General features: G+C 68.3%; 19 protein-coding genes and 1 pseudogene. 11 read left to right on the top strand and 9 right to left on the bottom strand.

All coding sequences use genetic code 11. The annotated features are described in order from the left end of the window. Positions 1-137: 137 nt before the first annotated feature. Entirely contained in the window at positions 138-449 is a 312-nt protein-coding gene (locus ACYCO6_RS12070; protein ID WP_459772003.1) for an FtsB family cell division protein, read from the bottom strand. A gap of 108 nt (positions 450-557) precedes the next feature. Between ACYCO6_RS12070 and ACYCO6_RS12065 the strand changes: the two genes are divergently transcribed. Next, on the top strand, positions 558-1739 hold the full coding sequence (locus ACYCO6_RS12065; protein WP_459772002.1) for an adenylate/guanylate cyclase domain-containing protein: 1182 nt from the start codon (positions 558-560) through the stop codon (positions 1737-1739). 22 nt (positions 1740-1761) lie between these two features. Here the strand turns inward: ACYCO6_RS12065 and ACYCO6_RS12060 are convergent, their stop codons facing one another. Both ACYCO6_RS12060 and eno read right to left on the bottom strand, forming a co-directional pair. After that, positions 1762-2061, bottom strand: a complete 300-nt coding sequence (locus ACYCO6_RS12060; RefSeq protein WP_459772001.1) for a DUF3574 domain-containing protein — start codon at positions 2059-2061, stop codon at positions 1762-1764. 104 nt (positions 2062-2165) lie between these two features. After that, positions 2166-3455: a phosphopyruvate hydratase gene (eno, locus tag ACYCO6_RS12055; RefSeq protein ID WP_459772000.1), complete on the bottom strand. Its 1290-nt coding sequence runs from the start codon at positions 3453-3455 to the stop codon at positions 2166-2168. A 227-nt stretch (positions 3456-3682) separates the two neighbouring features. Here eno and queF point away from each other — a divergent pair, with 227 nt between their 5' ends. Next, positions 3683-4135: a preQ(1) synthase gene (gene queF / locus ACYCO6_RS12050; RefSeq protein WP_459773537.1), complete on the top strand. Its 453-nt coding sequence runs from the start codon at positions 3683-3685 to the stop codon at positions 4133-4135. A 20-nt stretch (positions 4136-4155) separates the two neighbouring features. On the opposite strand, the gene ACYCO6_RS12045 is transcribed toward queF, so the two are convergent. Next, a complete protein-coding gene (locus tag ACYCO6_RS12045; protein ID WP_459771999.1) occupies positions 4156-4641 on the bottom strand; it encodes a hypothetical protein in 486 nt (161 codons plus the stop codon). 248 nt (positions 4642-4889) lie between these two features. Beyond that, positions 4890-5207 carry a hypothetical protein gene (locus ACYCO6_RS12040; protein ID WP_459771998.1) on the bottom strand — a complete coding sequence of 106 codons (318 nt, stop codon included), beginning with the start codon at positions 5205-5207 and terminating at the stop codon, positions 4890-4892. A gap of 317 nt (positions 5208-5524) precedes the next feature. On the opposite strand from ACYCO6_RS12040, the gene ACYCO6_RS12035 reads away from it, so the two are divergent. Then, positions 5525-6214, top strand: a complete 690-nt coding sequence (locus ACYCO6_RS12035; RefSeq protein WP_459771997.1) for a class I SAM-dependent methyltransferase — start codon at positions 5525-5527, stop codon at positions 6212-6214. Here the strand turns inward: ACYCO6_RS12035 and kdsA are convergent. Both kdsA and ACYCO6_RS12025 read right to left on the bottom strand, forming a co-directional pair. Then, positions 6205-7059, bottom strand: coding sequence for a 3-deoxy-8-phosphooctulonate synthase (gene kdsA, locus ACYCO6_RS12030; protein WP_459771996.1), 855 nt, complete (start codon positions 7057-7059; stop codon positions 6205-6207). The genes ACYCO6_RS12035 and kdsA overlap by 10 nt on opposite strands. A gap of 10 nt (positions 7060-7069) precedes the next feature. Further along, positions 7070-7558, bottom strand: a complete 489-nt coding sequence (locus ACYCO6_RS12025; RefSeq protein ID WP_459771995.1) for a hypothetical protein — start codon at positions 7556-7558, stop codon at positions 7070-7072. Positions 7559-7737: 179 nt separating this feature from the next. Between ACYCO6_RS12025 and ACYCO6_RS12020 the strand changes: the two genes are divergently transcribed. After that, on the top strand, positions 7738-8748 hold the full coding sequence (locus ACYCO6_RS12020; RefSeq protein WP_459771994.1) for an alpha/beta fold hydrolase: 1011 nt from the start codon (positions 7738-7740) through the stop codon (positions 8746-8748). A gap of 37 nt (positions 8749-8785) precedes the next feature. Here ACYCO6_RS12020 and ACYCO6_RS12015 read toward each other — a convergent pair whose 3' ends face one another. Beyond that, positions 8786-9961, bottom strand: a complete 1176-nt coding sequence (locus ACYCO6_RS12015) for an amidinotransferase (RefSeq protein ID WP_459771993.1) — start codon at positions 9959-9961, stop codon at positions 8786-8788. Between the two features lie 209 nt (positions 9962-10170). Between ACYCO6_RS12015 and ACYCO6_RS12010 the strand changes: the two genes are divergently transcribed. From ACYCO6_RS12010 to ACYCO6_RS11985, 6 genes and pseudogenes are all read left to right on the top strand, one after another. Further along, a complete protein-coding gene (locus ACYCO6_RS12010) occupies positions 10171-11280 on the top strand; it encodes a flippase-like domain-containing protein (protein WP_459771992.1) in 1110 nt (369 codons plus the stop codon). After that, the gene (locus ACYCO6_RS12005; protein WP_459771991.1) at positions 11271-11882 is read left to right on the top strand and encodes an MlaC/ttg2D family ABC transporter substrate-binding protein; all 612 of its coding nucleotides are present in this window, start codon (positions 11271-11273) and stop codon (positions 11880-11882) included. Before ACYCO6_RS12010 ends, ACYCO6_RS12005 begins: the two co-directional genes overlap by 10 nt. Positions 11883-11969: 87 nt before the next feature. Next, complete coding sequence (gene hpnI, locus ACYCO6_RS12000) at positions 11970-13178, top strand: bacteriohopanetetrol glucosamine biosynthesis glycosyltransferase HpnI (RefSeq protein WP_459771990.1); 1209 nt, start codon at positions 11970-11972, stop codon at positions 13176-13178. A 56-nt stretch (positions 13179-13234) separates the two neighbouring features. Further along, positions 13235-14674, top strand: a complete 1440-nt coding sequence (hpnJ, locus tag ACYCO6_RS11995; RefSeq protein ID WP_459771989.1) for a hopanoid biosynthesis associated radical SAM protein HpnJ — start codon at positions 13235-13237, stop codon at positions 14672-14674. Positions 14675-14800: 126 nt separating this feature from the next. Continuing rightward, a complete protein-coding gene (gene hpnK, locus ACYCO6_RS11990; protein ID WP_459771988.1) occupies positions 14801-15643 on the top strand; it encodes a hopanoid biosynthesis-associated protein HpnK in 843 nt (280 codons plus the stop codon). 47 nt (positions 15644-15690) lie between these two features. Beyond that, a pseudogene (locus ACYCO6_RS11985) lies at positions 15691-16161 on the top strand (GNAT family N-acetyltransferase); the annotation flags it as partial. A gap of 7 nt (positions 16162-16168) precedes the next feature. Here ACYCO6_RS11985 and ACYCO6_RS11980 read toward each other — a convergent pair. Then, positions 16169-18835, bottom strand: coding sequence for an MMPL family transporter (locus ACYCO6_RS11980; protein WP_459771987.1), 2667 nt, complete (start codon positions 18833-18835; stop codon positions 16169-16171). Positions 18836-19478: 643 nt separating this feature from the next. Here ACYCO6_RS11980 and hpnH point away from each other — a divergent pair. Next, a complete protein-coding gene (gene hpnH, locus ACYCO6_RS11975) occupies positions 19479-20642 on the top strand; it encodes an adenosyl-hopene transferase HpnH (protein WP_459771986.1) in 1164 nt (387 codons plus the stop codon). Positions 20643-20757: the final 115 nt, after the last annotated feature.

Below are 20757 nucleotides of genomic sequence, written 5' to 3'. Positions count from 1 at the left end.
CGGCGCACTCCCCGTGATTCCACGCGACTTCGTGGGGGTGTAGGACAGCGACGGTTGGAAAGCGAGGGTTGCCGCTCTGACAGGAAGCCGCTCTTGTCAGAAGGCGTTCGGGACTCAGGCGTGGGGCGCGCGGGCGATCAGGGCGTGATGATGACCACGTCGTTGGCATGGACTCGGCCCAGCACGATCCGTGCGCGCTCTTCCAACAGATCGCGGTCGATCTGATCGCTCTTGAGGAGGGCGACGCGGTGCTCCCAGATGGCGCGCTCGGCCTTCACGGCGGCGAGTTCCTGGGTGAGGCCGTAGGCGCGGATCTTCAGCGCCTTCTTGGCTTCGAGGCCGCGGTTGCCGCTCTCCGCCTGCCAGACGAAATAGCCCACGACGAGCGCCGACAGGGTCCAGAGACCCAGCGGCAACACGACCATTCTGACCCGGCGGCGCACGACCATGGCGCGACCCTCGCGTGGAAAGGTTAATGGAGCCTTGCGCGGCCGTCGGGTTTGGTCATTGCAGCGTGTGATCGCGCCGGATCGGATCGAGGGAGTGGGTCAGCGCAGATGGACATGACGGAGCTCACGCGCTGGATCGCCGAGCACGCCACCGCGACGGACGACCATGAGGCCCTGCTGGCGCGATTCTGCGAGACTCTGACCGGAGCGGGCGTTCCCCTGTGGCGGGTCAGCGTCATGACGCCGGCCATTGACCCGACGATGCGCGGCGTCAGCCTCAACTGGCTCGCGGGCGAGGGACTCTCCTTCGTGCCCAATCCCCACGGGGCCGAGCAGGATTCCGATTGGCTGCTCAGCCCGATCTACGCGCTCTTGGAGCGGAACGAGACCTTCGGGCGTTGGCGCCTCGACGCGCCGGGCGTGGAGGTTGATTTCCCCATCCTGCGGACCCTGCGGGCGGAGGGCGGGTCCGACTACGCGGTCCACCTCGTCGGCTTCGCGCCGGGCACGGCCCTGCGCGGCGTCGCGATCTCGTTCTGCACCCGGGCAGCTTTCGGGTTTACGGAGGCGCATTTCGCGGCGATCGCCGACATCCTGCCCTTCCTGACCCTGGCGGTGGCCAAGATCGGTTTGGCGAACACCCTGCGCGAGGTCTCGGCCACCTATCTCGGACGCTCCACCGCCGAGCGGGTCCTCGAGGGCCAGATCCTGCGGGGCGAGGGACGGGCCGTCCCGGCGGCGATCCTGCTGGCGGACCTGCGCGGCTTCACGGCGCTCTCCGACCGGGCCGATCCCTCCGACATGGTCACGTGGCTCAACGAGCATTTCGACGCGCTGGGTGATCCGGTGACGCGGCACGGCGGTGAGATCCTGAAGTTCCTCGGCGACGGATTCCTGGCGATCTTCCCGGTTCCCGACGCCGAGACCCTGCCCTGCCTGGTCTGCGGCGACGCCCTCGACGCCGCCGCCGAAGCCCTCGCGGCCAATGCCGCCCTCAACGCCCGCCGCCGGGCGGCGGGGCTGCCGGAACTCCCGGCCGATTGCGTCGTCCATTTCGGCACGGTGGTGTACGGGAATGTGGGTACCGGGCGGCGCCTCGACTTCACCATCATCGGCCGCGCGGTGAACGAGGCGAGCCGGATCGAGAGCCACTGCGAGGCGCTGGGCCATGCGCTGCTCGTTTCGGAGACCTTCGCCGAGCGTTGTGCCCGGGCTCTGCAACCGGTCGGGACGGTGGAGCTGAGGGGTCTGGCGCGGCCGCAGCGGGTCTGGACGCTGCCGGCAGCTTGAGAGCGGCCGTCGGGAAGGCACCTCAGAACAGCGCGCAGCTCCGCGACAGGATCAGACCCACCGCGCCCTGTGCGAAGCGGCTGCGATATGCCTCCTGGATGCCGTGCAAGGCCGCAACCGCCTCCGGCGTCGCCTCGGTGACGATCAGCACGATGCGGGCGCGTTCGTGCACGAGGCGTCCGTCCGGCCCCTGCCATTGTCCCCGGCCGGAGAAGACCGTGAGCCCCGCCGGGAAGCGCGGGGTGATCCGCTCGGCGAGGAAGCGGTTCCAGGCGCCCTGCGAGACGCGACCGCCGCCCGGCCGCGACAGGCCGAACAGCAATTGTGCGCTGAGCGTCGGGCGGGCACCGTCGCAGAGCGGGTCCGCCCGGGTCGATCCGGGCAGCCCGCCGGCAGCGAGCAGCCCGGCCAGCAGGGCCCGCCGGATCAGCGGCGGGCGAACTGCTTGAGCGCCGCCGGACCGGCGTAGAGCGCCTGCGGGCCCAGGCCCTCCTCGATGCGGATCAGCTGGTTGTACTTGGCCAGTCTGTCCGAGCGGGCCAGCGAGCCGGTCTTGATCTGCCCGCAATTGGTGGCGACCGCCAAGTCCGCGATGGTGGAATCCTCGGTCTCGCCGGAGCGGTGCGACATCACCGCGGTGTAGCCGGCGCGCTGGGCCATATCGACGGCGGCCAGCGTCTCGGTGAGCGAGCCGATCTGGTTGACCTTGATCAGGATCGAGTTCGCGGTGCCCTCTGCGATACCGCGGGACAGGCGCTCGACATTGGTGACGAACAGGTCGTCGCCCACGAGCTGGCACCGGTCACCGATCTTGTCGGTCAGGAGCTTCCAGCCGGCCCAATCATCCTCCGACATGCCGTCCTCGATGGAGACGATCGGGTAGTTGGCCACGAGCTGGGCGAGGTAGTCGACCTGCGCCTCGATGGTGCGGGTCGTGCCCTCGCCCTCGTAGGCGTAGCCGCCGTCCTTGAAGAATTCGGTGGCGGCGCAGTCGAGCGCCAGGGCGATGTCCTGGCCCGGCTTGAAGCCGGCAGCGCTGATCGCGTCCATCACGAAGTCGAGGGCGGCCTCGGCCGACGGCAGGTTCGGCGCGAAGCCGCCCTCGTCGCCGACATTGGTGTTGTGGCCGGCCTTCTTCAGCTTGCTCTTGAGGGTGTGGAACACCTCGGAGCCCATGCGCACGGCCTCGGCGAGCGAGTCCGCGCCCACCGGCATGATCATGAATTCCTGGAAGTCGATCGGGTTGTCGGCATGCGCCCCGCCGTTGATGATGTTCATCATCGGCACCGGCAGCACCCGGCCCTGCACGCCGCCGACATAGCGGTAGAGCGGCAGCCCGGAGGCCTCGGCCGCGGCCTTCGCCACCGCCAGCGAAACGCCCAGGATGGCATTCGCCCCGAGGCGCGCCTTGTTGGGGGTGCCGTCGAGCTCGATCATCGCCTCGTCGACCGCGACCTGATCCTCGGCCTCCATGCCGCCGATCGCGTCGAGGATCTCGGTCTGGGCCGCCTCGACCGCCTTCAGCACGCCCTTTCCGAGGAAGCGATTCTTGTCGCCGTCGCGCAGTTCCACCGCCTCATGCGCGCCCGTCGAGGCACCCGAGGGGACCGCGGCGCGGCCGAAGGAGCCGTCCTCCAGGATCACGTCGACCTCGACCGTTGGGTTGCCCCGGCTGTCGAGAATCTCGCGGGCGCTGATATTGGTGATCGCGGTCATGGAACGTCCTCTCGCGGGGGCCGCGGGCCAGCAACCGCGCCCCGATCCGGGGTGCGGCGCATCGCGGCGGCTTATCCGTCAAGCCGCGTTCGGCGGCAAGCGCCGGGGTGGGGCCGGGCTGTGCACGCAGGATGGCGCAGAGGATGCCCCGTCATTGCCGCCCACCCGGAGAAATCGCCGCGGGTCAAAAGGATGCGCGCGGCGACGCGGCGTTTTATATGCCCGCCATGACCACCTCCGACTCGCTCCAGCTCGGCCAGTCCACGCCCCTTCCCGCCTCTCCGGAGGAGGCACGGCTCGACCGGGTGCCAAACCCGCACGCGGATACCGACTACGTTGCCCGCTTCACGGCACCGGAATTCACGTCCATCTGCCCGGTCACCGGACAGCCGGATTTCGCGATCCTGGTGATTGACTACGTCCCGGGCGAGTGGCTGGTAGAGTCGAAGTCGCTGAAGCTCTATCTTGGGTCGTTTCGTAACCATGGAGCGTTTCACGAAGATTGCACGGTGGCGATCGGCAAGCGCCTGCGCGACCTTTTGGAGCCGCGCTACCTGCGAATCGGCGGATACTGGTATCCACGTGGCGGCATCCCGATCGACGTGTTCTGGCAGACGGGCGAGCTGCCCAAGAACGCCTGGCTGCCCGATCCTGGGGTTGCGCCCTATCGCGGCCGGTAACCGCTGCCGCCGGGCGACGCTCAGTTCGAGACCGTCAGCGCGCGCGTCGTCCGGGCGATGAGAGTCTCCTGCGCGGGAATCGGCCCTCGATGGACGGTCGCGACGGTCCTGAGCATCCGTTCGAGGTCTGAGCGCTCCGAAGGAGTCAGATTCTCCCGCAGCACGGGCGCGAGGTGGCGGATCGCCATGTCGACATCGGCAGCCTGCTCGGCCGCGTGCCGGATGTAGACCATCCGACCCGCCAGATTGTCGCCCGGCGCCGTGATGGCGCACAATTCGGCCTCGATCACCGATACCTGTTCGGGTGTCGGTGTGCCTCGAGCGAGTGCGACCAGATACATCAGCACGCCGGCTGCATCGGCCGGCTCCCGGATCGCCTGAACCGGCGCGGCGCGAAAGGCTGCCTCGCTCTTGGCGCGGAGCTTGGCGGCGCGGCGATCGCTCAGGTGCCGATCGATATGCGCCATGCCGTCGCCGTAGCGAAACCAATAGAGCAAGCCGGTCATGACCGCCCCCCGGCGATCGACGAAGCCGGCCACACTATGTCACGACTCGCTAAGGAAAGCAATCGTCTGATAGGAATTTAAATACTGCGACGAGGTCCCTTTCTGCTCGCGGAATGATCCCTATTCGGGGCGGCGCGGCAGTTTGCCGGGCAATATCGTCTGGCTGCTCCAAGAACGACTCTGGAACACGCACGAAAAAGGGCGACCGGCTTGCGCCGATCGCCCCTCATCCTTTCGGAGCTCAGTTCTCAGTAGCCGTAGCCGTAGTAGCCGTAGCCCGGAGCGGCGTAGCCGTAGCCGCCATAGACCGGAGCATAGCCGTAGCCGTAGGCCGGGCCGCCGTAATAGTCGCGGGCCGCGCCCGCAGCGATCGCACCGGCCGCGAGGCCGGCAATGCCAAGGCCGATCGCGGCGCCGGTGCCGATGCCGCGGCGCCCGCGGTAATAGCCATGATAGCCGCCGTAGCCGCCATGGTACCCGTAGGGACGCGCCTCAGCGCCCGTGGTGGCGGCGACGCTGCCGATGGCCATGGCCGCCGCAGTGGCAATGATACCGATCTTGCGCATAGTGTTCCTTCTCGATCCTCGATCGAACATGCCCGATAACGTGATCCTAGGGGAAGGGTTCCAAGTCTTCGTGTGCGGATGCGCACGGCAAACGGTTTATGAACCGATGTTCATCCTCGTCGACCTTGGGCGGTGACGAAAACAGGCGGAAGCGGTTCGGACGGCTACGGTCCGATATCTTGCGTCGATTATGCGCGGCTCGGTGCGGCTGATGGGGGACGGGCGCAGCGCGGATGCGGGATTCCTGCATCCCGTTCGGCCGAAACTCCGTATGGTGCCTCATGCCGCCCGACGGCATCGCTCCGGAGAGCCGAAAGATGGATGCCCTCACGCTGATCCGCGACACCTTCGCGCCGCTTCCGGGCAAGCGGATCCTCGATATCGGCTGCGGGCCCGGAGCCTTGGCGAAGCGGCTGGTCGAGGCGGGCGCGGCGGTGACCGGCATCGATCCCGGGGAGGCGGCGCTCGCCAAGGCCCGGGCCGCCGTCCCGGTCGCGCGGTTCGAGGCCGCGTCGGGGGAAGCCCTGCCCTTCCCGGACGCGAGCTTCGACGGGGCCGTGCTGCTCAACGCCCTGCATCACGTGCCTGACCCGGCTGCAGCCCTCGCCGAGGCCGCGCGGGTCCTTGCGCCCGGGGGAGCCCTCGTCGTGGTGGAGCCGCTCGCGGCAGGCAGCTTCTTCGATGCCTTGCGGCCGATCGAGGACGAGACCGCGGTTCGGGCGGCCGCGCAGGACGCGATCGCGGCGGCGTTGGACGAGGGCGCGTTCGCGTGCCGCCGCGACGTGACCATCGACCGCCGGGAGAGCTTCGCATCCCTCGACGCCTTCCTGGCGCGGGTCAGTGCCGTGGATCCCGCCCGCGCGGACACGATCCGGGCCCGACGGCCCGTCGTGGAGGCGGCCTTTCTGGAAGCCGCCGAGCGCGAGGACGACGGGGGTTACGGACTCGTCCAGCCCCTGCGGATCCACGTGCTGGAGCCGTGGACGGCCCGAGCCCGTCAGCCGTAGCGGCGCTTGGCGAGGCGGTCGAACGCGATGAGGTCCTCGAGCAGGGCCGGCATGTCCTTCAGTGCCACCATGTTCGGGCCATCGGAGGGGGCCCGGTCCGGATCGGGATGGGTCTCGATGAACACGCCCGCGACGCCTACCGCCACGGCGGCCCGGGCCAGCACGGCCACGAATTCCCGCTGGCCGCCCGAACTGGCCCCCTGGCCGCCCGGCTGCTGCACGGAGTGGGTGGCGTCGAACACCACCGGCGCCCCCTGCGTCACCTGAGCCATGATCGGCAGACTGCGCATGTCCGAGACAAGGGTATTGTAGCCGAAGGAGGCGCCCCGCTCGGTGACGATCACGTTGGGGTTGCCGGCTTCCGTGATCTTTGCGGCCACGTGCTTCATGTCCCATGGGGCCAGGAACTGGCCCTTCTTGATGTTGACCGCCCGGCCCGTCGCGGCGGCGGCGAGGAGCAGGTCAGTCTGGCGGCACAGGAAGGCCGGGATCTGGAGCACGTCCACCACCTCGGCGGCGCGGGCGCATTGATCGGCGGCGTGCACGTCGGTCAGCACCGGCAGGCCCAAGCTCTCGCGGATCTCGGCGAAGACCGGGAGCGCCCCATCTAGGCCGATTCCGCGGGCCGCGGTGCCGGAGGTGCGGTTGGCCTTGTCGAAAGAGGTCTTGAACACGAGGCCGATCCCGAGGTCCGCGGCCATCTCCTTGAGCGCGGCGGCGATCTCCAAGGCGTGGCTGCGCCCTTCGAGCTGGCACGGGCCGGCGATCAGCGTCAGCGGCAGGTGATTGGCGAAGCGCGTGCCGCCGACTGGAACGACGGGGCCGGGCGTAGCAAGGGTCGACATGGGCGCCGGTCTAGCCCTTGCTGTGGATCCGCGAAAGCCCGGCCCGCGGCGCAACCCGGCAGACGGTGAGATCGTCCCGGAGTCCATCGCTGCGGGGTCCGGTCTCGCACAGCATCAACGCCCGGCCGGTGCTCCCGCGGCGCGGAGCGCTCGTGAGCAGGCTGGCCTGATGGAGGTTGAGCGCCAGCACTTCGGCCGCGGACGCATTCGCGCCGGACAGCGCCCGGGCGGCGCGACCGACGAGGACGAAGTAGGCCGGCGGCGGCTCCCGATCGCGGGAGGCCAGCGTGATCCGGGCGGGTGCCCGGCAATCGAGGCTCATCCGCTCGGCGTCCTGTGCCCGGAACACCGCGTAGGGCCCGGCCCGGCCGGCGAGCGAGGCGCCGGTGGAGCGGATCACCTTGACGGTGAGTGCATCGCAGGCATCCGCGGCGTGGGCCGGCGCCGCTCCGAGGAACGGCGCGCCGGCGAGAGCGGCGAGGAGGGCGAGGCGCAACATCGGGAACTCCTGCGGGCGCACCCGCTGCAGGGCACACGATGGCAGCAGATAGCGCGGGTCCCCTCGGTCGCGAAGCCGCGCCGATCGGGGATGCGGGCTGCGGATGGACAGGCCGTACCGGATGCCCAATCTGGGCCTCGGTACCTCGCGCCGCTCGCAGACAGGCTCCGACGCAAATCATGCTCCGACCCGCCCTCGCCGCCCTCCTCGTGGCCCTGCTGCTCCCGGGAGAGGCGCTGGCCGACCCCCAACCGCTTGCGGCCTACGGAGCGGAACTCGAAGGCTTCGCCTATCCGTTTCCGGTCGAGCGATTCAACCTGACGTCCCAGCGCCAGCCCCTGCAGATGGCCTACATGGATATCGAGCCCGCGACGCCGAACGGGCGTACCGCGGTGCTGCTCCACGGCAAGAACTTCTGCGCCGCCACCTGGGAGAGCCAGATCCGAGCGCTCAGCGGTGCCGGCTACCGGGTGGTCGCGCCGGACCAGATCGGCTTCTGCAAGTCGAGCAAGCCGGCCGCCTACCAGTTCACCTTCCGCCAGCTCGCCGAGAACACCCACGCGCTGCTGGAGAAGCTCGGGATCGAGCGCCCCATTCTCGTCGGCCATTCCACCGGGGGCATGCTCGCCGCCCACTACGCCCTGCTCTACCCGAAGACGGTCGCGCAGCTCGTGCTGGTCAATCCGGTCGGGCTGGAGGACTGGAGCGCCAAGGGCCTGCCGCCGATCTCGGTGGAGCAGTGGTACCAGCGCGAGCTGAAGACCTCGGCGGAGTCGATCCGGGCCTACGAGACGGCGACCTACTACGCGGGCAAGTGGGAGCCCCGCTACGAGTCCTGGGTGGGGATGCTGGCCGGTCTCAACAACGGGCCAGGCAAGGAGGCGGTCGCCTGGAACTCGGCGCTCGTCTACGACATGATCGTCACCGAGCCGGTGGTCTACCGGTTCCCGCAGATCGCCGTACCGACCCTGCTGCTGATCGGCCAGAAGGACAACACGGCGATCGGCAAGGACCTCGCCCCGCCGGAGCTGCGTCCGAAGCTCGGCAACTACCCCGAACTCGGCAAAGCTGCCGCCCGGGCGATCCCGGGGGCGCGGCTCGTGGAGTTTCCGGAGCTCGGCCACGCCCCGCAGATGTCGGATCCTGAGGCCTTCAACCGGACCCTGATCGAGGGGATCGCGGCGCAGTGAGCCGTGCCCTCCCCCGCGCCGGGGGAGGGTTCAGGTCCTAGAAGTACGACTTCAGCACGCCCCGGCGCCGCACGTCGAGGGTGGCGCAGTGGAAGGAGCCGCCGAACGGGCCGTAGCTCAGGAACGGTGCCGGGATCGGGTCGAAGCCCCAGTCTTTGAGCGCCTTGATCAGCGTCGGCTGGCTCTGGTCGACGACGATCTTCTTCTCGGTGATCGCCAGGACGTTGATCGAGGTCCAGGGCGAGCACATCGAGATCTTGCTCATGAAGCCCGTCACCGGGTCGGGGCGCGGCGCGATCAGCACGTCCCACTTCTTGAGCACGGCGGGCAGCTTCTCGACGTCGATGTAATCGGGATTGACCAGCACCTTGCCGGGCGCGAGCGGCATGAAGGACGAGTCGATGTGCATCGGCTGCGGACAGCGGCTCTCGATCTCGTGGATGCGGAAGCCCGGGCCGAGGTGGCGGCGCAGCCACTCGATGCCCATCAGGTTCGTCACGTTGGAGCGGGTCACGAACAGGTCGCGGCCGCAGCGCACGAAATCGGCGGCGTCGAAGACCGGCTCGAACTCGTTGACGGTGAACTGCATGGGCTCGCCGGCTTTCAGGTTCGGCACCCGGTAATCGTAATTGTAGAGGTCGTCGGTGAGCTGCGGCCGGGGCGCCGAGGTCCAGCGGGCGCCTGCACGGAAGTATTCCTTGAACAGCGACCGGTAGGCGTCACCCTCGAAATACCGGGAGCGCCAGCACATCGGGCTCTCGATGATCTCGTCGCCGATGACGAGGTACGGGTCGCGCGGGCAGGCGACACAGAAGCCCCGGGAGGACCAGCGCGGCGCCCGGAACTTCTTGGAGAAATCCACTGCGTCGGGGCGGCGGACCTTCACGCCCTCGCCACCCAGAATCGTGATGAAGTTGTCGAGCTCGGCCTGGGCGAGCTTCTTCATGAACTTCGGGTATTTCCAGCCGCTCGCCAGCCGATAGAACGGCTGTGCCGCGCGCGGCAGGTTGAAGATGACCGTGAGATGGTGGGTCGGGATCGTGGCGCCGTCGAGGGAGCCGACGATCACCTCCTCCAGCGGATCCCACTCGTTCCAGGCCATCACCGGGGAATGGGGAGCGGGCACGCTTGGTCCCGTTCCACCCGGGAGGCCGCCGGCATGCGTGTCGTCGGTCACGGCCTCGAGGGCCGTGATCGGTGATTCGCGCTCCATGACGTGTGCCCCTTCTGCGACGTGCCGCGGCCTTCTGCGTAGGCTCCTCGGCCCCGGGCCGCTTTGGCCCCCGGTGTGTCAAACGGGTGATAGACACCGCTAATCCGTGCTGCAACGTGGCAGAAACGTTCCCGGCCGGGCGGACCTATTTCCGCCGCGACCGTGGCCGATTTCCCGCATCAAGCCTTCCGCGAGCTTGAAAGACGACAATGAAGCGCCTGACGACCCTGGCCTCGATCGCCGGTCTCTGCACGGTCGTCGGCCTGTTCATGTCCTCCGGCCTTGAGGACGTGTCGGCCGCCGTCGTGAGCGCCGGCTGGGGTGCCGCCCTCGTGGTGGCGGCCCGCATCGCGGCCGTCGCCTGGGCCGGCCTCGGCTGGTATGTCGTGTTCCCCGTCGGCACGGCCAAGGTCGCCGACTGCGTGTCGCTCCGCTTCGTGCGCGAGGGCATCAACACGCTGCTTCCCGTAGCCACCGTCGGCGGCGACTTCGTCGGGGCGCGCCTGCTGGCCAAGCGCAGCGTCCCGGGCGCGCTCGCGGGCGCCAGCATGTTCGTCGACCTGATGACGCAGGCGCTGACGCAACTGCTCTTCACCGTGGTCGGACTTGCCTTGCTGGTCCTGATCTCCGGCGACGGCCCGATCGCCCGGACCGTCGAGGGCGGCCTGGCCCTGGCGGTGCCGGCGCTCGGTGCCTTCTACCTGATCCAGCGGCGGGCCGGGCACCGGCTCATCCAGGGCCTTCTCAGCCGGTTCGCCTCCGGCCGCGAATGGCGGGCCTTCGGCGCCATCGATCAGCTCTATGCCAGCCTGCGCCAGCTCTACGGCAACCATGGCCGCTTCGTCTTCGCGCTGGCGGTCCACTTCGTCGGCTGGGTGATCGGAACCCTGGAGGTCTACGTCTGTCTGCGCTTCATGGGGTATCCCATCGACTTCGCGCAGGCCCTGATGATCGAGAGCCTCGCCCAGGCGGTGCGCGGCGCGGCCTTCGCGGTGCCTGGCGCCCTCGGCGCCCAGGAGGGTGGCCTGATCGCCCTGTGCGGCCTGTTCGACATCCCGGTCGAGGCGGCGCTCGCCCTGTCCCTGGTCAAGCGGTTCGCCGACCTCGGTGTCGGGCTTCCCAGCCTCCTGGCTTGGCACCGGATCGAGGCGAAGCTCCGGGCCGAGGCGCCGGAGGAGGATCGTGAGCCGGAGCGCCAAGCCGGCCGCAAGGCCAAGCGCGTCGTGCAGCCGGCGACGCTCGGGCCGTTCTACAGCTACGCCCCGCCCCGCATGGGGGCGCGTCTCGGCGACGGCGAGGAGTTGAAGAAGTGCGCCTGACCCGCCGGCTCGCCGCCGCCCTCATCGCCGCGCCGCTGCTCGTCCCGGTCCCGTCGTGGGCCGCGGACGATCCCGCAGTCCAGACCGTGCGTGACCTCTACGCCGCCTTCGCGGCTGCCCTGAAGGACGGTCCTGGCCCGCTTCCCGCACGGGTCGAGGTCGTGGGACCGGCGATCGACAAGGCCTTTGATTTCCCCGCCATGACCCGCGTCGCGGTCGGCTCGAAATGGTCGAGCTTTACTCCCGAGCAGCAGGAGGCGGTCACCGACGCGTTCAAGCGCAGCCTGACCGTCACCTACGCCAACCGGCTGGCCCGCGCCGCCGGTGGCAAATTCGACGTGACTCCGAAGGTCGAGGAGCGCGGCTCGCAGCGCGTGGTGCCCACCCGCGTGACTACCGCCGACGGGGACGATTCCGAGGTCGATTTCGTCGTCAACGCCAGCAACCGCATCCAGGATGTCCTGCTCAACGGCGACGTGAGCGAGATCGCCGCCCAGCGCAATGTCCTATCCGCGCCCCTGAAGTCGGGGGGCGCCGACGGGGTCGTGAAATTCCTCCACCAGCGGGCCGACAGCATGCTTGCCGCCAAGCCGACGCCGTGAGTTGCGCCGCCGACAGGGCCGAACTGAACCGGCCGCTCGCGGCCATCGCCGCCTGAGGCGGCCGGACGATCGCACGGACCGCACCGTATGGATCTCTCGTCACTGGCGCTGCTCGCCCTCTCATGGCTCTCGCTGATCTGCCTGCTTCTGGCGGCGGCGGGCTGTGTCTACGGGCTGGCGGCCGCCTATTTTTCCGCCCGCTACGCGGCCCGCCCCGTCCCGGTGTTGGTCGCCGGCACGCCTCGACCTTCCGTGACCGTGCTGAAGCCGCTCTGCGGTCTCGAGCCGAATCTCTACGAGAACCTCGAGACCGTGCTGCGCCAGGAATATGCCGGGCCGGTGCAGGTGGTGTTCGGTGTTCAGAAGGCCAGCGATCCGGCGATCGGCGTGGTGGAGCGCCTGAAGGAGGCTCATCCCGACGCCCGGATCGACCTCGTGATTGATGGCCGCCAGCATGGCTCGAACCGCAAGGTCTCGAACCTGATCAACATGTCCGAGCGGATCGCCCACGAGGTGATCGTGCTGGCCGACAGCGACATGGTGGTCGGCACCGATTACCTGGAGCGCCTGGTTGCGGAGCTGTCGCAGGAGGGGGTCTCGGGGGTCACCTGCCTGTACCATGGCGTGCCGGCCTTCCAGGGCCTCTACGACCAGCTCTCCACGCTGGCGATCGACGTCCAGTTCCTGCCCAACGTCGTGATGGGGTTGAGCCTCGGACTGGCCAAGCCCTGCTTTGGCTCCACCGTGGCCTTCACCCGGGCCAGCCTCGACGCGTTGGGCGGCTTCCGCACCTTCCGCAACGACCTCGCGGACGATTACGCGATCGGTGCGGCCCTGCGCGGCCTGGGCGGCCGGGTGGCGATCCCGGGCTTCACCATCGGTCATACCAGCGTCGATACCGATCTCGCCGGCCTGTGGCGGCACGAGTTGCGCTGGAACCGCACGATCCGCAACGTCGATGCGGCAGGTTACGCCGGCTCGATCGTGACCCATGCCTTCCCGCTCGCCCTGGTGAGCGCCCTGCTGCCGGGTGCGGGGACGAGCGCTCTCGTGGTCGCGGCCCTGGCCCTGGCGGGCCGCGTTCTCCTCTGCCGGCAGCTGGAGCGCGCCTTCGGCCTCGCCCCGCACCCCTACGGACTGTTGCCGATCCGCGACATCCTCTCCTTCCTGAACTTCTCCTGGGCCTTCGTGTCGGGGGCGGTGACATGGAAAGGTCACGATTATCACGTGGTTGCGGATGGCACCCTGATCCCGGACGCCGAACTCGGCCGCGATGCCGGCGCGCCGCTCCGCTGAACCCGGCTTCCCCTTCCTCCGCCCTCCCCCGGCACTGCCCTGAGGCCTTGAACCCCATGCGCACGCTCTTCCTCCAGGCCCCTACCTTCGACGGTTTCGACGGCGGTGCCGGCTCCCGTTACCAGGCCAAGCGCGAGATCAAGTCGTTCTGGTACCCGACCTGGCTGGCCCAGCCGGCCGCGCTGGTCGAGAACTCCAAGCTGATCGACGCGCCCCCGCACAAGACCAAGCTCGACGAAGTCGTGCGTCAGGCCAAGGACTTCGACCTCGTGGTGCTGCACACCTCGGTCCCGTCCTTCAAGGCGGACGTCGCCACCGTCGAGGCGCTGAAGGCCGCCAATCCGAACCTGAAGGCTGGCCTGATCGGCGCCAAGGTGGCGGTGGACGCCGAGGGCAGCCTCTCTAAGGCGCCGGCCATCGACTTCGTAGCCCGCAACGAGTTCGACTTCACCTGCAAGGAGGTCGCCGACGGCCGCGACCTGTCGCAGATCAAGGGCCTGTCCTATCGGAACAGCTCGGGCGTCATCGTGCACAACGAAGACCGTCCGATCATGATGGACATGGACCAGCTTCCCTTCGTCACGAGCGTCTACAAGCGTGACCTGAAGATGGAGAACTACTTCATCGGGTACCTGAAGCACCCCTACATCTCGTTCTACACGGGCCGGGGCTGCAAGAGCCGCTGCACCTTCTGCCTGTGGCCGCAGACGGTGGGTGGTCACACCTATCGCACCCGCTCGGTCGCCAGCGTGATCGAAGAGATCAAGTACTGCATGAAGGCGTTCCCGCAGACGAAGGAGTACTTCTTCGACGACGACACCTTCACCGACAACCTGCCGCGCGCGGAAGAGATCGCTCGCGAGCTGGGCAAGCTCGGCATCACGTGGTCCTGCAATGCCAAGGCGAACGTGCCGCGCGAGACTCTGAAGGTCCTGAAGGACAATGGCTTGCGCCTCCTGCTCGTCGGCTACGAGTCCGGCAACCAGCAGATCCTGCACAACATCAAGAAGGGCATGCGGGTCGAGGTCGCGGAGAAGTTCACCAAGGACTGCCACGAGCTCGGGATCGCCATCCACGGGACCTTCATCCTCGGCCTTCCGGGCGAGACGAAGGAGACGATCCAGGAGACGATCAAGTACGCCACCCGGATCAACCCGCACACGATCCAGGTCTCCCTGGCGGCGCCCTACCCGGGCACCTTCCTGTACAAGCAGGCGGTGGAGAACGGCTGGCTCGACATCGAGAACGCCGAGCTTGTCGACGAGAACGGCGTCCAAGTCGCGCCCCTGCACTACCCGCACCTGTCGCACACCGAGATCTTCAACTCGGTCGAGGACTTCTACAAGAAGTTCTACTTCCGCGCCCCGAAGATCGCCTCGATCGTGGGCGAGATGGTCCGCTCGCCCGACATGATGAAGCGCCGTCTGCGCGAGGGCGTCGAGTTCTGGCACTTCCTGCGCGAGCGCTCCGCGAGCCCGAACACCAAGGCGGCGTAAGGTAGAGGGGCCCCGCGGGGCCCTCGGCCCCGGCGGGGAGCGGAGCGGAGCCCCGCCCCTAATCCAGGCCTCCGCCCTGGACCCGCGAGGGGGCTCGCTCTCTCGACACCCGGTATCGAGGTTCTCGTGAAGCGTCTCGTCGTCACCGCGGACGATTTCGGGCTGAGTCCCGAGGTCAACGAGGCCGTCGAGCAGGCCCATCGCGACGGGATCCTCACGGCGGCGAGCCTGATGGTGTCGGCTCCGGCCGCCGCCGACGCGGTGGCGCGGGCGCGGCGGATGCCCTCCCTGCGGGTCGGGCTGCATCTCGTCCTCGTGGAAGCCTGGCCGACCCTACCGGCGGTCGAGCTGCCCGACCTGACGGATGGTGCCGGCCTGATGCGCGCCGACATGGCCCGCCTCGGCCTCGACTGCGCCCGGAAGTCCGCGGCCCGACGGCAGCTCGCGGCAGAGATCCGGGCGCAGTTCGAGGCTTACCGGGCCACCGGCCTGCCCCTCGACCACGTCAACGCCCACAAGCACTTCCACGTGCACCCGCTGATCGCCGGCGCGGTGCTGCGCATCGGCCGCGACTTCGGGATGCGCGCCCTGCGGGTACCCAGGGAGCCGCGGGAGATCCTGCGCCGCGCCGAGCCCGGCGCTCGGCCCAGGCCGGCCCTCGACATTGCCCCCTGGGCGGCTTTGCTCGCCGTGCGCGCCCGGCAGGCAGGCCTCCTGATCCCGGATCGCACCCTCGGCCTCGCATGGTCCGGCGCCATGACGCCGGGCCGCGTCGCGGCGCTGCTGGCACATCTCCCGGACGGCCTGACGGAGCTCTACACGCATCCCGCCACGGCTGGTGGCTTCCCCGGCGAGGCGCCAGGGTATCAGTACGCCGCCGAGTACGACGCCCTCATCGCATCCGCCTCGCGGGCGGCGGCTGAGGCGTCCGGCGCCGTCAAAGGCGGCTTCTCCGACTTCTCCGGTTGATCGTCCCGGTTGTCTGACTACCGTCGGACGACATGGAAGCTGTCCGCCTCGACCCCGATCGGATTGCCATCGCGGAAGCCGGTCCGCGGGACGAGGCGGCCCGCGCCTGCCTCCATGCCTACTATGCTGAATTGGCGTCCCGGTTCTCCGGGGGGTTCGACGTCACCCTGTCCTGCGATCCAGAAGCGACCGATATGGTCCGGCCGCGCGGCGTCTTCCTGCTTGCCGTCGCCGACGGCCTGCCGGTCGGGTGCGTCGGTCTCAAGGGGCGCGGTGAGCCGGTTGCGGAGATCAAGCGGCTCTGGATCGACCCAGCGGCGCGCGGCTTCGGCCTGGCCAAGCGCCTGATGCAGGAGGCCGAGACAGTGGCCCGTCACCTCGGAGTCCGGGTGCTGCGGCTCGACACAAACAGCGCTCTCCCCGAGGCGCTCACGCTCTATCGGAGGTCGGGCTGGGCGGAGATCGCGCGCTTCAACGACGACCCCTACCCGGATCATTTCTTCGAGAAGGTCCTCTGAGCCGGCCCTACTTCGCCGGCACGGGATCCTTCACTGCGGCGCTCTTCCGCAGCGCGGCGCCGGCCGCCTTCTCGGCCTCCGGACGATCATCGTCGGGTTGTGCCGGCGGCTCACCGAGAGTCGCCGGCACCACGAAGAAGGCCGCGACCAGGGTGAAGAACAGCGAGAGCGCGAGCAGCTTGCCCATGCTCGCCGTGCCCGGATGGCTCGACAGGACCAGCGAGCCGAAGGCGCTGCCGGTGGTGAGCGCCGAGAAGAAGATCGCGCGGGTCAGGCTGGAGGCGAGCATGTCGTTCACACCCGCCCGCCATGCGATCACGTAGTAGATGTGGAACGCCACGCCGACCGCGAGCATCAGAGGCAGGGCGATGATATTGGCGAAGTTCAGCGGCATGCCGACGAGGCGAAGCGCCATCAACGTCCACAGGGTCGCGATCACGAGCGGGCCGAGCGTCATCGCCACGTCCCAGGGCTTGCGCAGGGCCACCGACAGGATGACGAAGATCAGCACGAAGGCCGTGATCGCCGCCTGCACGAAGGCGCCCAGGATCGTGTAGCTCGACTGCGTGGTGGCCACCGGCGCGCCGGTGGCATGGGGCGCCACCTTCAGCACCTCGTCCGAGAAGTTGCGCAGAACCGTATCGTCGTTCGAGTCGCCCTTGGGATGGACCTCGATGCGGGCGCGCCCGTCGGCGGCGACCCAGTCGGCTTTGAGCTGGGGCGGCAGGTTCTCCAGCGTGATCTTCTCGGGATGCAGCAGGTCGCGTAGGCGGGCGAGCAGCGGGGCGAGATCCGTCGTAAGGGCGACGGACGCCGCCTCGCGCTGCTGAACCGGCCCGGCGGCAAGCTTGTCGAGGGTGCCGGCGAGCTGCTTGGCCACCTCGGCGCCTTTCACGTTCCCCTTGGCGTCGCCCGCGACGCCGTTGAGGGCCGTGGCGGCATCCTTCAGAGCCTTGACGTTGTCGGCGTCGGTAGGCGGCGGCGGCCGGCGGCCGGGATTGAGAACCGGATCGAGGAGCTGGGCCGTGTCGGCGATCTGGGCCAGCTTCTTGTCCTGGTCCCGGGGCACGAACGTATCGATGCTGTTGACCGTTGCGGTGACCGGCAGCGCCGCAAGCGTCTTCGACAGGGCGGGGACCGCATCGACGTTCGGCGCCAGCACGTCGATCACATTCGGGCTGGTCTCGGGATTCTTGATCAGGTCGAGATAAGTGGAGATCGACTGCGTCTTGGCGCTGCGCAGGTGCATCGGGTTGGAATCGAACGGTAAGTGCCAGAGCAGCGGCGCACCGGCCAGGGTCACGAGGCCCACGGCGAGCAGGATCGGCTTGCGGTGCCGGATGATCCACGGATCGACGCCCACGAGCCACTCGGTCTGGACCGCCGCCTTCTCGCCTTCGGGCTTGAACACCGCGATCAGCGCCGGCAGCAGCGTCAGGGCGAACAGGAAGGCCACGATCATGCCGACGCCGGCGATCAGGCCCAGCTCCGACACGCCCCGGAAGGCCGTGGGTAGGAAGGCGAAGAAGCCGGCCACCAGCGAGACGGCAGCCAGCGTCAGCGACCAGCCGACACCCCGGGCGGCGGCGCGGATCGCACTCTCCAGGGTCGGCTGCTCGTAACGATCAGCCCGGTAGCGCACCGAGAACTGGATGCCGAAATCGATGCCGAGCCCGACGAACAGGGCCGCGAAAGCCACGGAGATCGGGTTCAGCTCCTTGACCATCGCGAGGCCCAGCGCGGCCGTGACGACCAGCCCGGCGAAGGTGGTGATGATCACCGCGCCGACGAGCTTGCCCGAGCGCAGGGCCAGCCACAGGAACAGGACGATGGCGCCGACGATGATGCTGTTGTTGAGGCCCGCATCCTCCGACAGAGTCGCGAATTCCTCGTCCGCGACAGCAACGGTGCCGGTCAACCGCATGCGCAGGCCATGCTGCGCGTCGATCTTGAGATCCTGGGCGACGTTGCGGATCAGCTTGGTCGCCTGGTAGCCCGGCTCAAGGGCGTTGAAGTCCAGGACCGGCTGGATGATCACGAACTTCATCTTGTCGGTGACGCTGGTCTCGCCCCCCGACAGCAACTCCTGCCACGACATCCGCGCGGGCTGGCCCGCCAGCACCTTCTGCAGTGTGGCGTCGATCTGCCCCATGGGCTTCTCGAGATCTTCAAGCTTGGCGTCGCCGGTCTTCACCCCGCGGGCGCCGAGAGTCAGCACGCGCATCACCCCCCGCAGGGAGGGGTCGGCGGCGAGCGGTCCGAGCAGCCCCTGCTGCTGGGTCAAAGCCTCCAGAGTTTTGTCGAGCTGCGGCTGCGACATCAGGAGCAGACCGTTCTTATTGAAGAACGGACCACCGTCCGGACGGTAGACGGTCTCAATCAGATTCTTGTGAGCCGTCAACGCTTTGGCGAGATTAGCAGCCGCCTCCTCGGCCTCCTCCGGCGTCTCGCCGTTGATCACCGCCACGATGGTGTTGGTCCGCTGGGGGAAGGCCTGCTCGTAGGCGATCTCGTCCTGGCGCCACGGTTCCTTCGGGTCGATCAGCCGCTCGACATCGGTGTTGATTCGGAACAGGTGCGCCGCGACGCCGGCACTGGCGACCGTGACGAACGCCAGGAGGGCGATCACACTCCACCGATACCGCACCGAGAACGCGACGAGACTTTCGATCACGAGCACCCTGCCTGTTCGACGCGGACGCGCGGCCTGCGCATCCGGCTCTTCCCATCTGGCTCATCCGGATCGGAGGGATCGGGTTCAACGGGGTTCAGGACCCGCATGCCGATCGCTCCGCGATCCGTTCCGACGCGCATCGGGTTGGAGGAACGCCGTACCGCCCAAACCGGCCGCGCGACGCGCTTGCGCAAGCCGATCGTGCCCAAGCCGGATACGGGTTTGGGCCGCGGCGCAGCATTTCGCTACGAGCCACACCTTGCCTCGCGGCCACGGGGCTCAGTAAAGAGGGCGATGCCAGATTGCAACGCGGCGGAGCCGGCGCAATCCTTGCATGCGACCATGTGCGATAGCGCACGCCAAGCCGATCGGCGCAACCAGAATCTTGGGATTCTGGTCGTATTGCCGACGCAATGCACGTGCTGTCCTCAGCGGCAGGGCTCTCCCGCCTCCGAAGCCCGCGCGTGCCCCGCAAGCGGCTGGTCCATGTGGCGCCGTTGCGTCAGGAGCGGAATAAGATGTCATGCCCCCGCCGAAACGGGGGCGATTGAGATTAGTTCCAAGCTAGATCGCTGGAATTCGAGTTTTTTTCGCGTTAAGCACCCCGACGCCCCGGGGCCGACGAAGTGAAGGAGCCGCAATCTTGGGTATCCCCCTCCGGTACGTCGCGAAGATCGGCGGCTACATCCTGAAACAGCACCTCACGGGCCGCAAGCGCTATCCGCTCGTGATGATGATGGAACCGCTGTTCCGCTGCAATCTCGCCTGCGCCGGCTGCGGCAAGATCGACTACCCGGACGAGATCCTGAACAAGCGCTTGCCCGTGGCCGACGCGCTCGAATCCGTGCGCGAATGCGGCGCGCCGGTGGTGGTGATCGCCGGCGGCGAGCCGCTGCTGCACAAGGACCTGCCGCAGATCGTCGAGGGCATCATCGCCCAGAAGAAGTTCGCCATCGTCTGCACGAACGCGCTGCTCCTTGAGAAGAAGATCAAGGAGTACAAGCCGAGCCCGTACTTCACCTGGTCGATCCACCTCGACGGCGACAAGGAGATGCACGACCAGTCGGTGTGCCAGCGCGGCGTCTACGACAAGGCGGTGGCGGCGATCGCGAAGGCCAAGGAGATGGGCTTCCGCGTCACCATCAACTGCACCTTCTTCAACAATTCCTCGGCCGAGAAGATCGCCGACTTCTTCGACAGCGTGACCCGGATGGGCATCGACGGCATCACCGTCTCCCCGGGCTACGCCTACGAGCGCGCCCCCGACCAGAAGCACTTCCTGAACCGCAAGGCGACGAAGGAGCTGTTCCGCGGTGTGTTCCGTCACGGCAAGGAGAAGGGACGCGAGAAGTGGACCTTCCAGCAGTCGGGCCTGTTCCTCGACTTCCTGGCCGGCAACCAGACCTATCACTGCACCCCGTGGGGTAACCCGACCCGCACCGTGTTTGGTTGGCAGAAGCCCTGCTACCTGCTCGGCGAGGGCTACGCGGCCACCTTCAAGGAGCTGATGGAGACCACCGACTGGGACGCTTACGGCACCGGCAACTACGAGAAGTGCGCGGACTGCATGGTCCACTCGGGCTATGAAGCCTCCTCGGTGGTCGATTCTGTCCGCAAGCCCTGGAAGCCGCTGGTGCACGCGATTCGCGGCATCAAGACAGACGGCGCGATGGCCCCCGAGGTGAGTCTCGAGAACCAGCGCCCGGCCGAATTCGTGTTCTCGCGCAACGTGGCGCAGAAGCTGTCCGAGATCAAAGCGGCGGGCGTCGACACGAAGCAGGAAGCCCGCAAGCGCACGGCGGCCTGACCGGCGTATAACTTCCGTTCTACGGGACCCGCGGCCTCACGGTCGCGGGTTCTGCCGCTTCTGGCGGGTGTCGGAACAGGAACGCATCTGGTGCGGCTGGTGCGGCTGCCGTGAC

The sequence above is a fragment of the Methylobacterium sp. CM6257 genome, from assembly GCF_054611515.1.
This window is presented reverse-complemented; position numbering and strand designations above follow the sequence as displayed.

Bases quoted from the DNA above. Each gene is read 5' to 3' on its own strand.
- ACYCO6_RS12070 (WP_459772003.1), bottom strand. From the start codon at position 449: ATGGTCGTGCGCCGCCGGGTCAGAATGGTCGTGTTGCCGCTGGGTCTC.
- ACYCO6_RS12065 (WP_459772002.1), top strand. From the start codon at position 558: ATGGACATGACGGAGCTCACGCGCTGGATCGCCGAGCACGCCACCGCG.
- eno (WP_459772000.1), bottom strand. From the start codon at position 3,455: ATGACCGCGATCACCAATATCAGCGCCCGCGAGATTCTCGACAGCCGG.
- queF (WP_459773537.1), top strand. From the start codon at position 3,683: ATGACCACCTCCGACTCGCTCCAGCTCGGCCAGTCCACGCCCCTTCCC.
- ACYCO6_RS12045 (WP_459771999.1), bottom strand. From the start codon at position 4,641: ATGACCGGCTTGCTCTATTGGTTTCGCTACGGCGACGGCATGGCGCAT.
- ACYCO6_RS12040 (WP_459771998.1), bottom strand. From the start codon at position 5,207: ATGCGCAAGATCGGTATCATTGCCACTGCGGCGGCCATGGCCATCGGC.
- ACYCO6_RS12035 (WP_459771997.1), top strand. From the start codon at position 5,525: ATGGATGCCCTCACGCTGATCCGCGACACCTTCGCGCCGCTTCCGGGC.
- kdsA (WP_459771996.1), bottom strand. From the start codon at position 7,059: ATGTCGACCCTTGCTACGCCCGGCCCCGTCGTTCCAGTCGGCGGCACG.
- ACYCO6_RS12025 (WP_459771995.1), bottom strand. From the start codon at position 7,558: ATGTTGCGCCTCGCCCTCCTCGCCGCTCTCGCCGGCGCGCCGTTCCTC.
- ACYCO6_RS12020 (WP_459771994.1), top strand. From the start codon at position 7,738: ATGCTCCGACCCGCCCTCGCCGCCCTCCTCGTGGCCCTGCTGCTCCCG.
- ACYCO6_RS12015 (WP_459771993.1), bottom strand. From the start codon at position 9,961: ATGGAGCGCGAATCACCGATCACGGCCCTCGAGGCCGTGACCGACGAC.
- ACYCO6_RS12010 (WP_459771992.1), top strand. From the start codon at position 10,171: ATGAAGCGCCTGACGACCCTGGCCTCGATCGCCGGTCTCTGCACGGTC.
- hpnI (WP_459771990.1), top strand. From the start codon at position 11,970: ATGGATCTCTCGTCACTGGCGCTGCTCGCCCTCTCATGGCTCTCGCTG.
- hpnJ (WP_459771989.1), top strand. From the start codon at position 13,235: ATGCGCACGCTCTTCCTCCAGGCCCCTACCTTCGACGGTTTCGACGGC.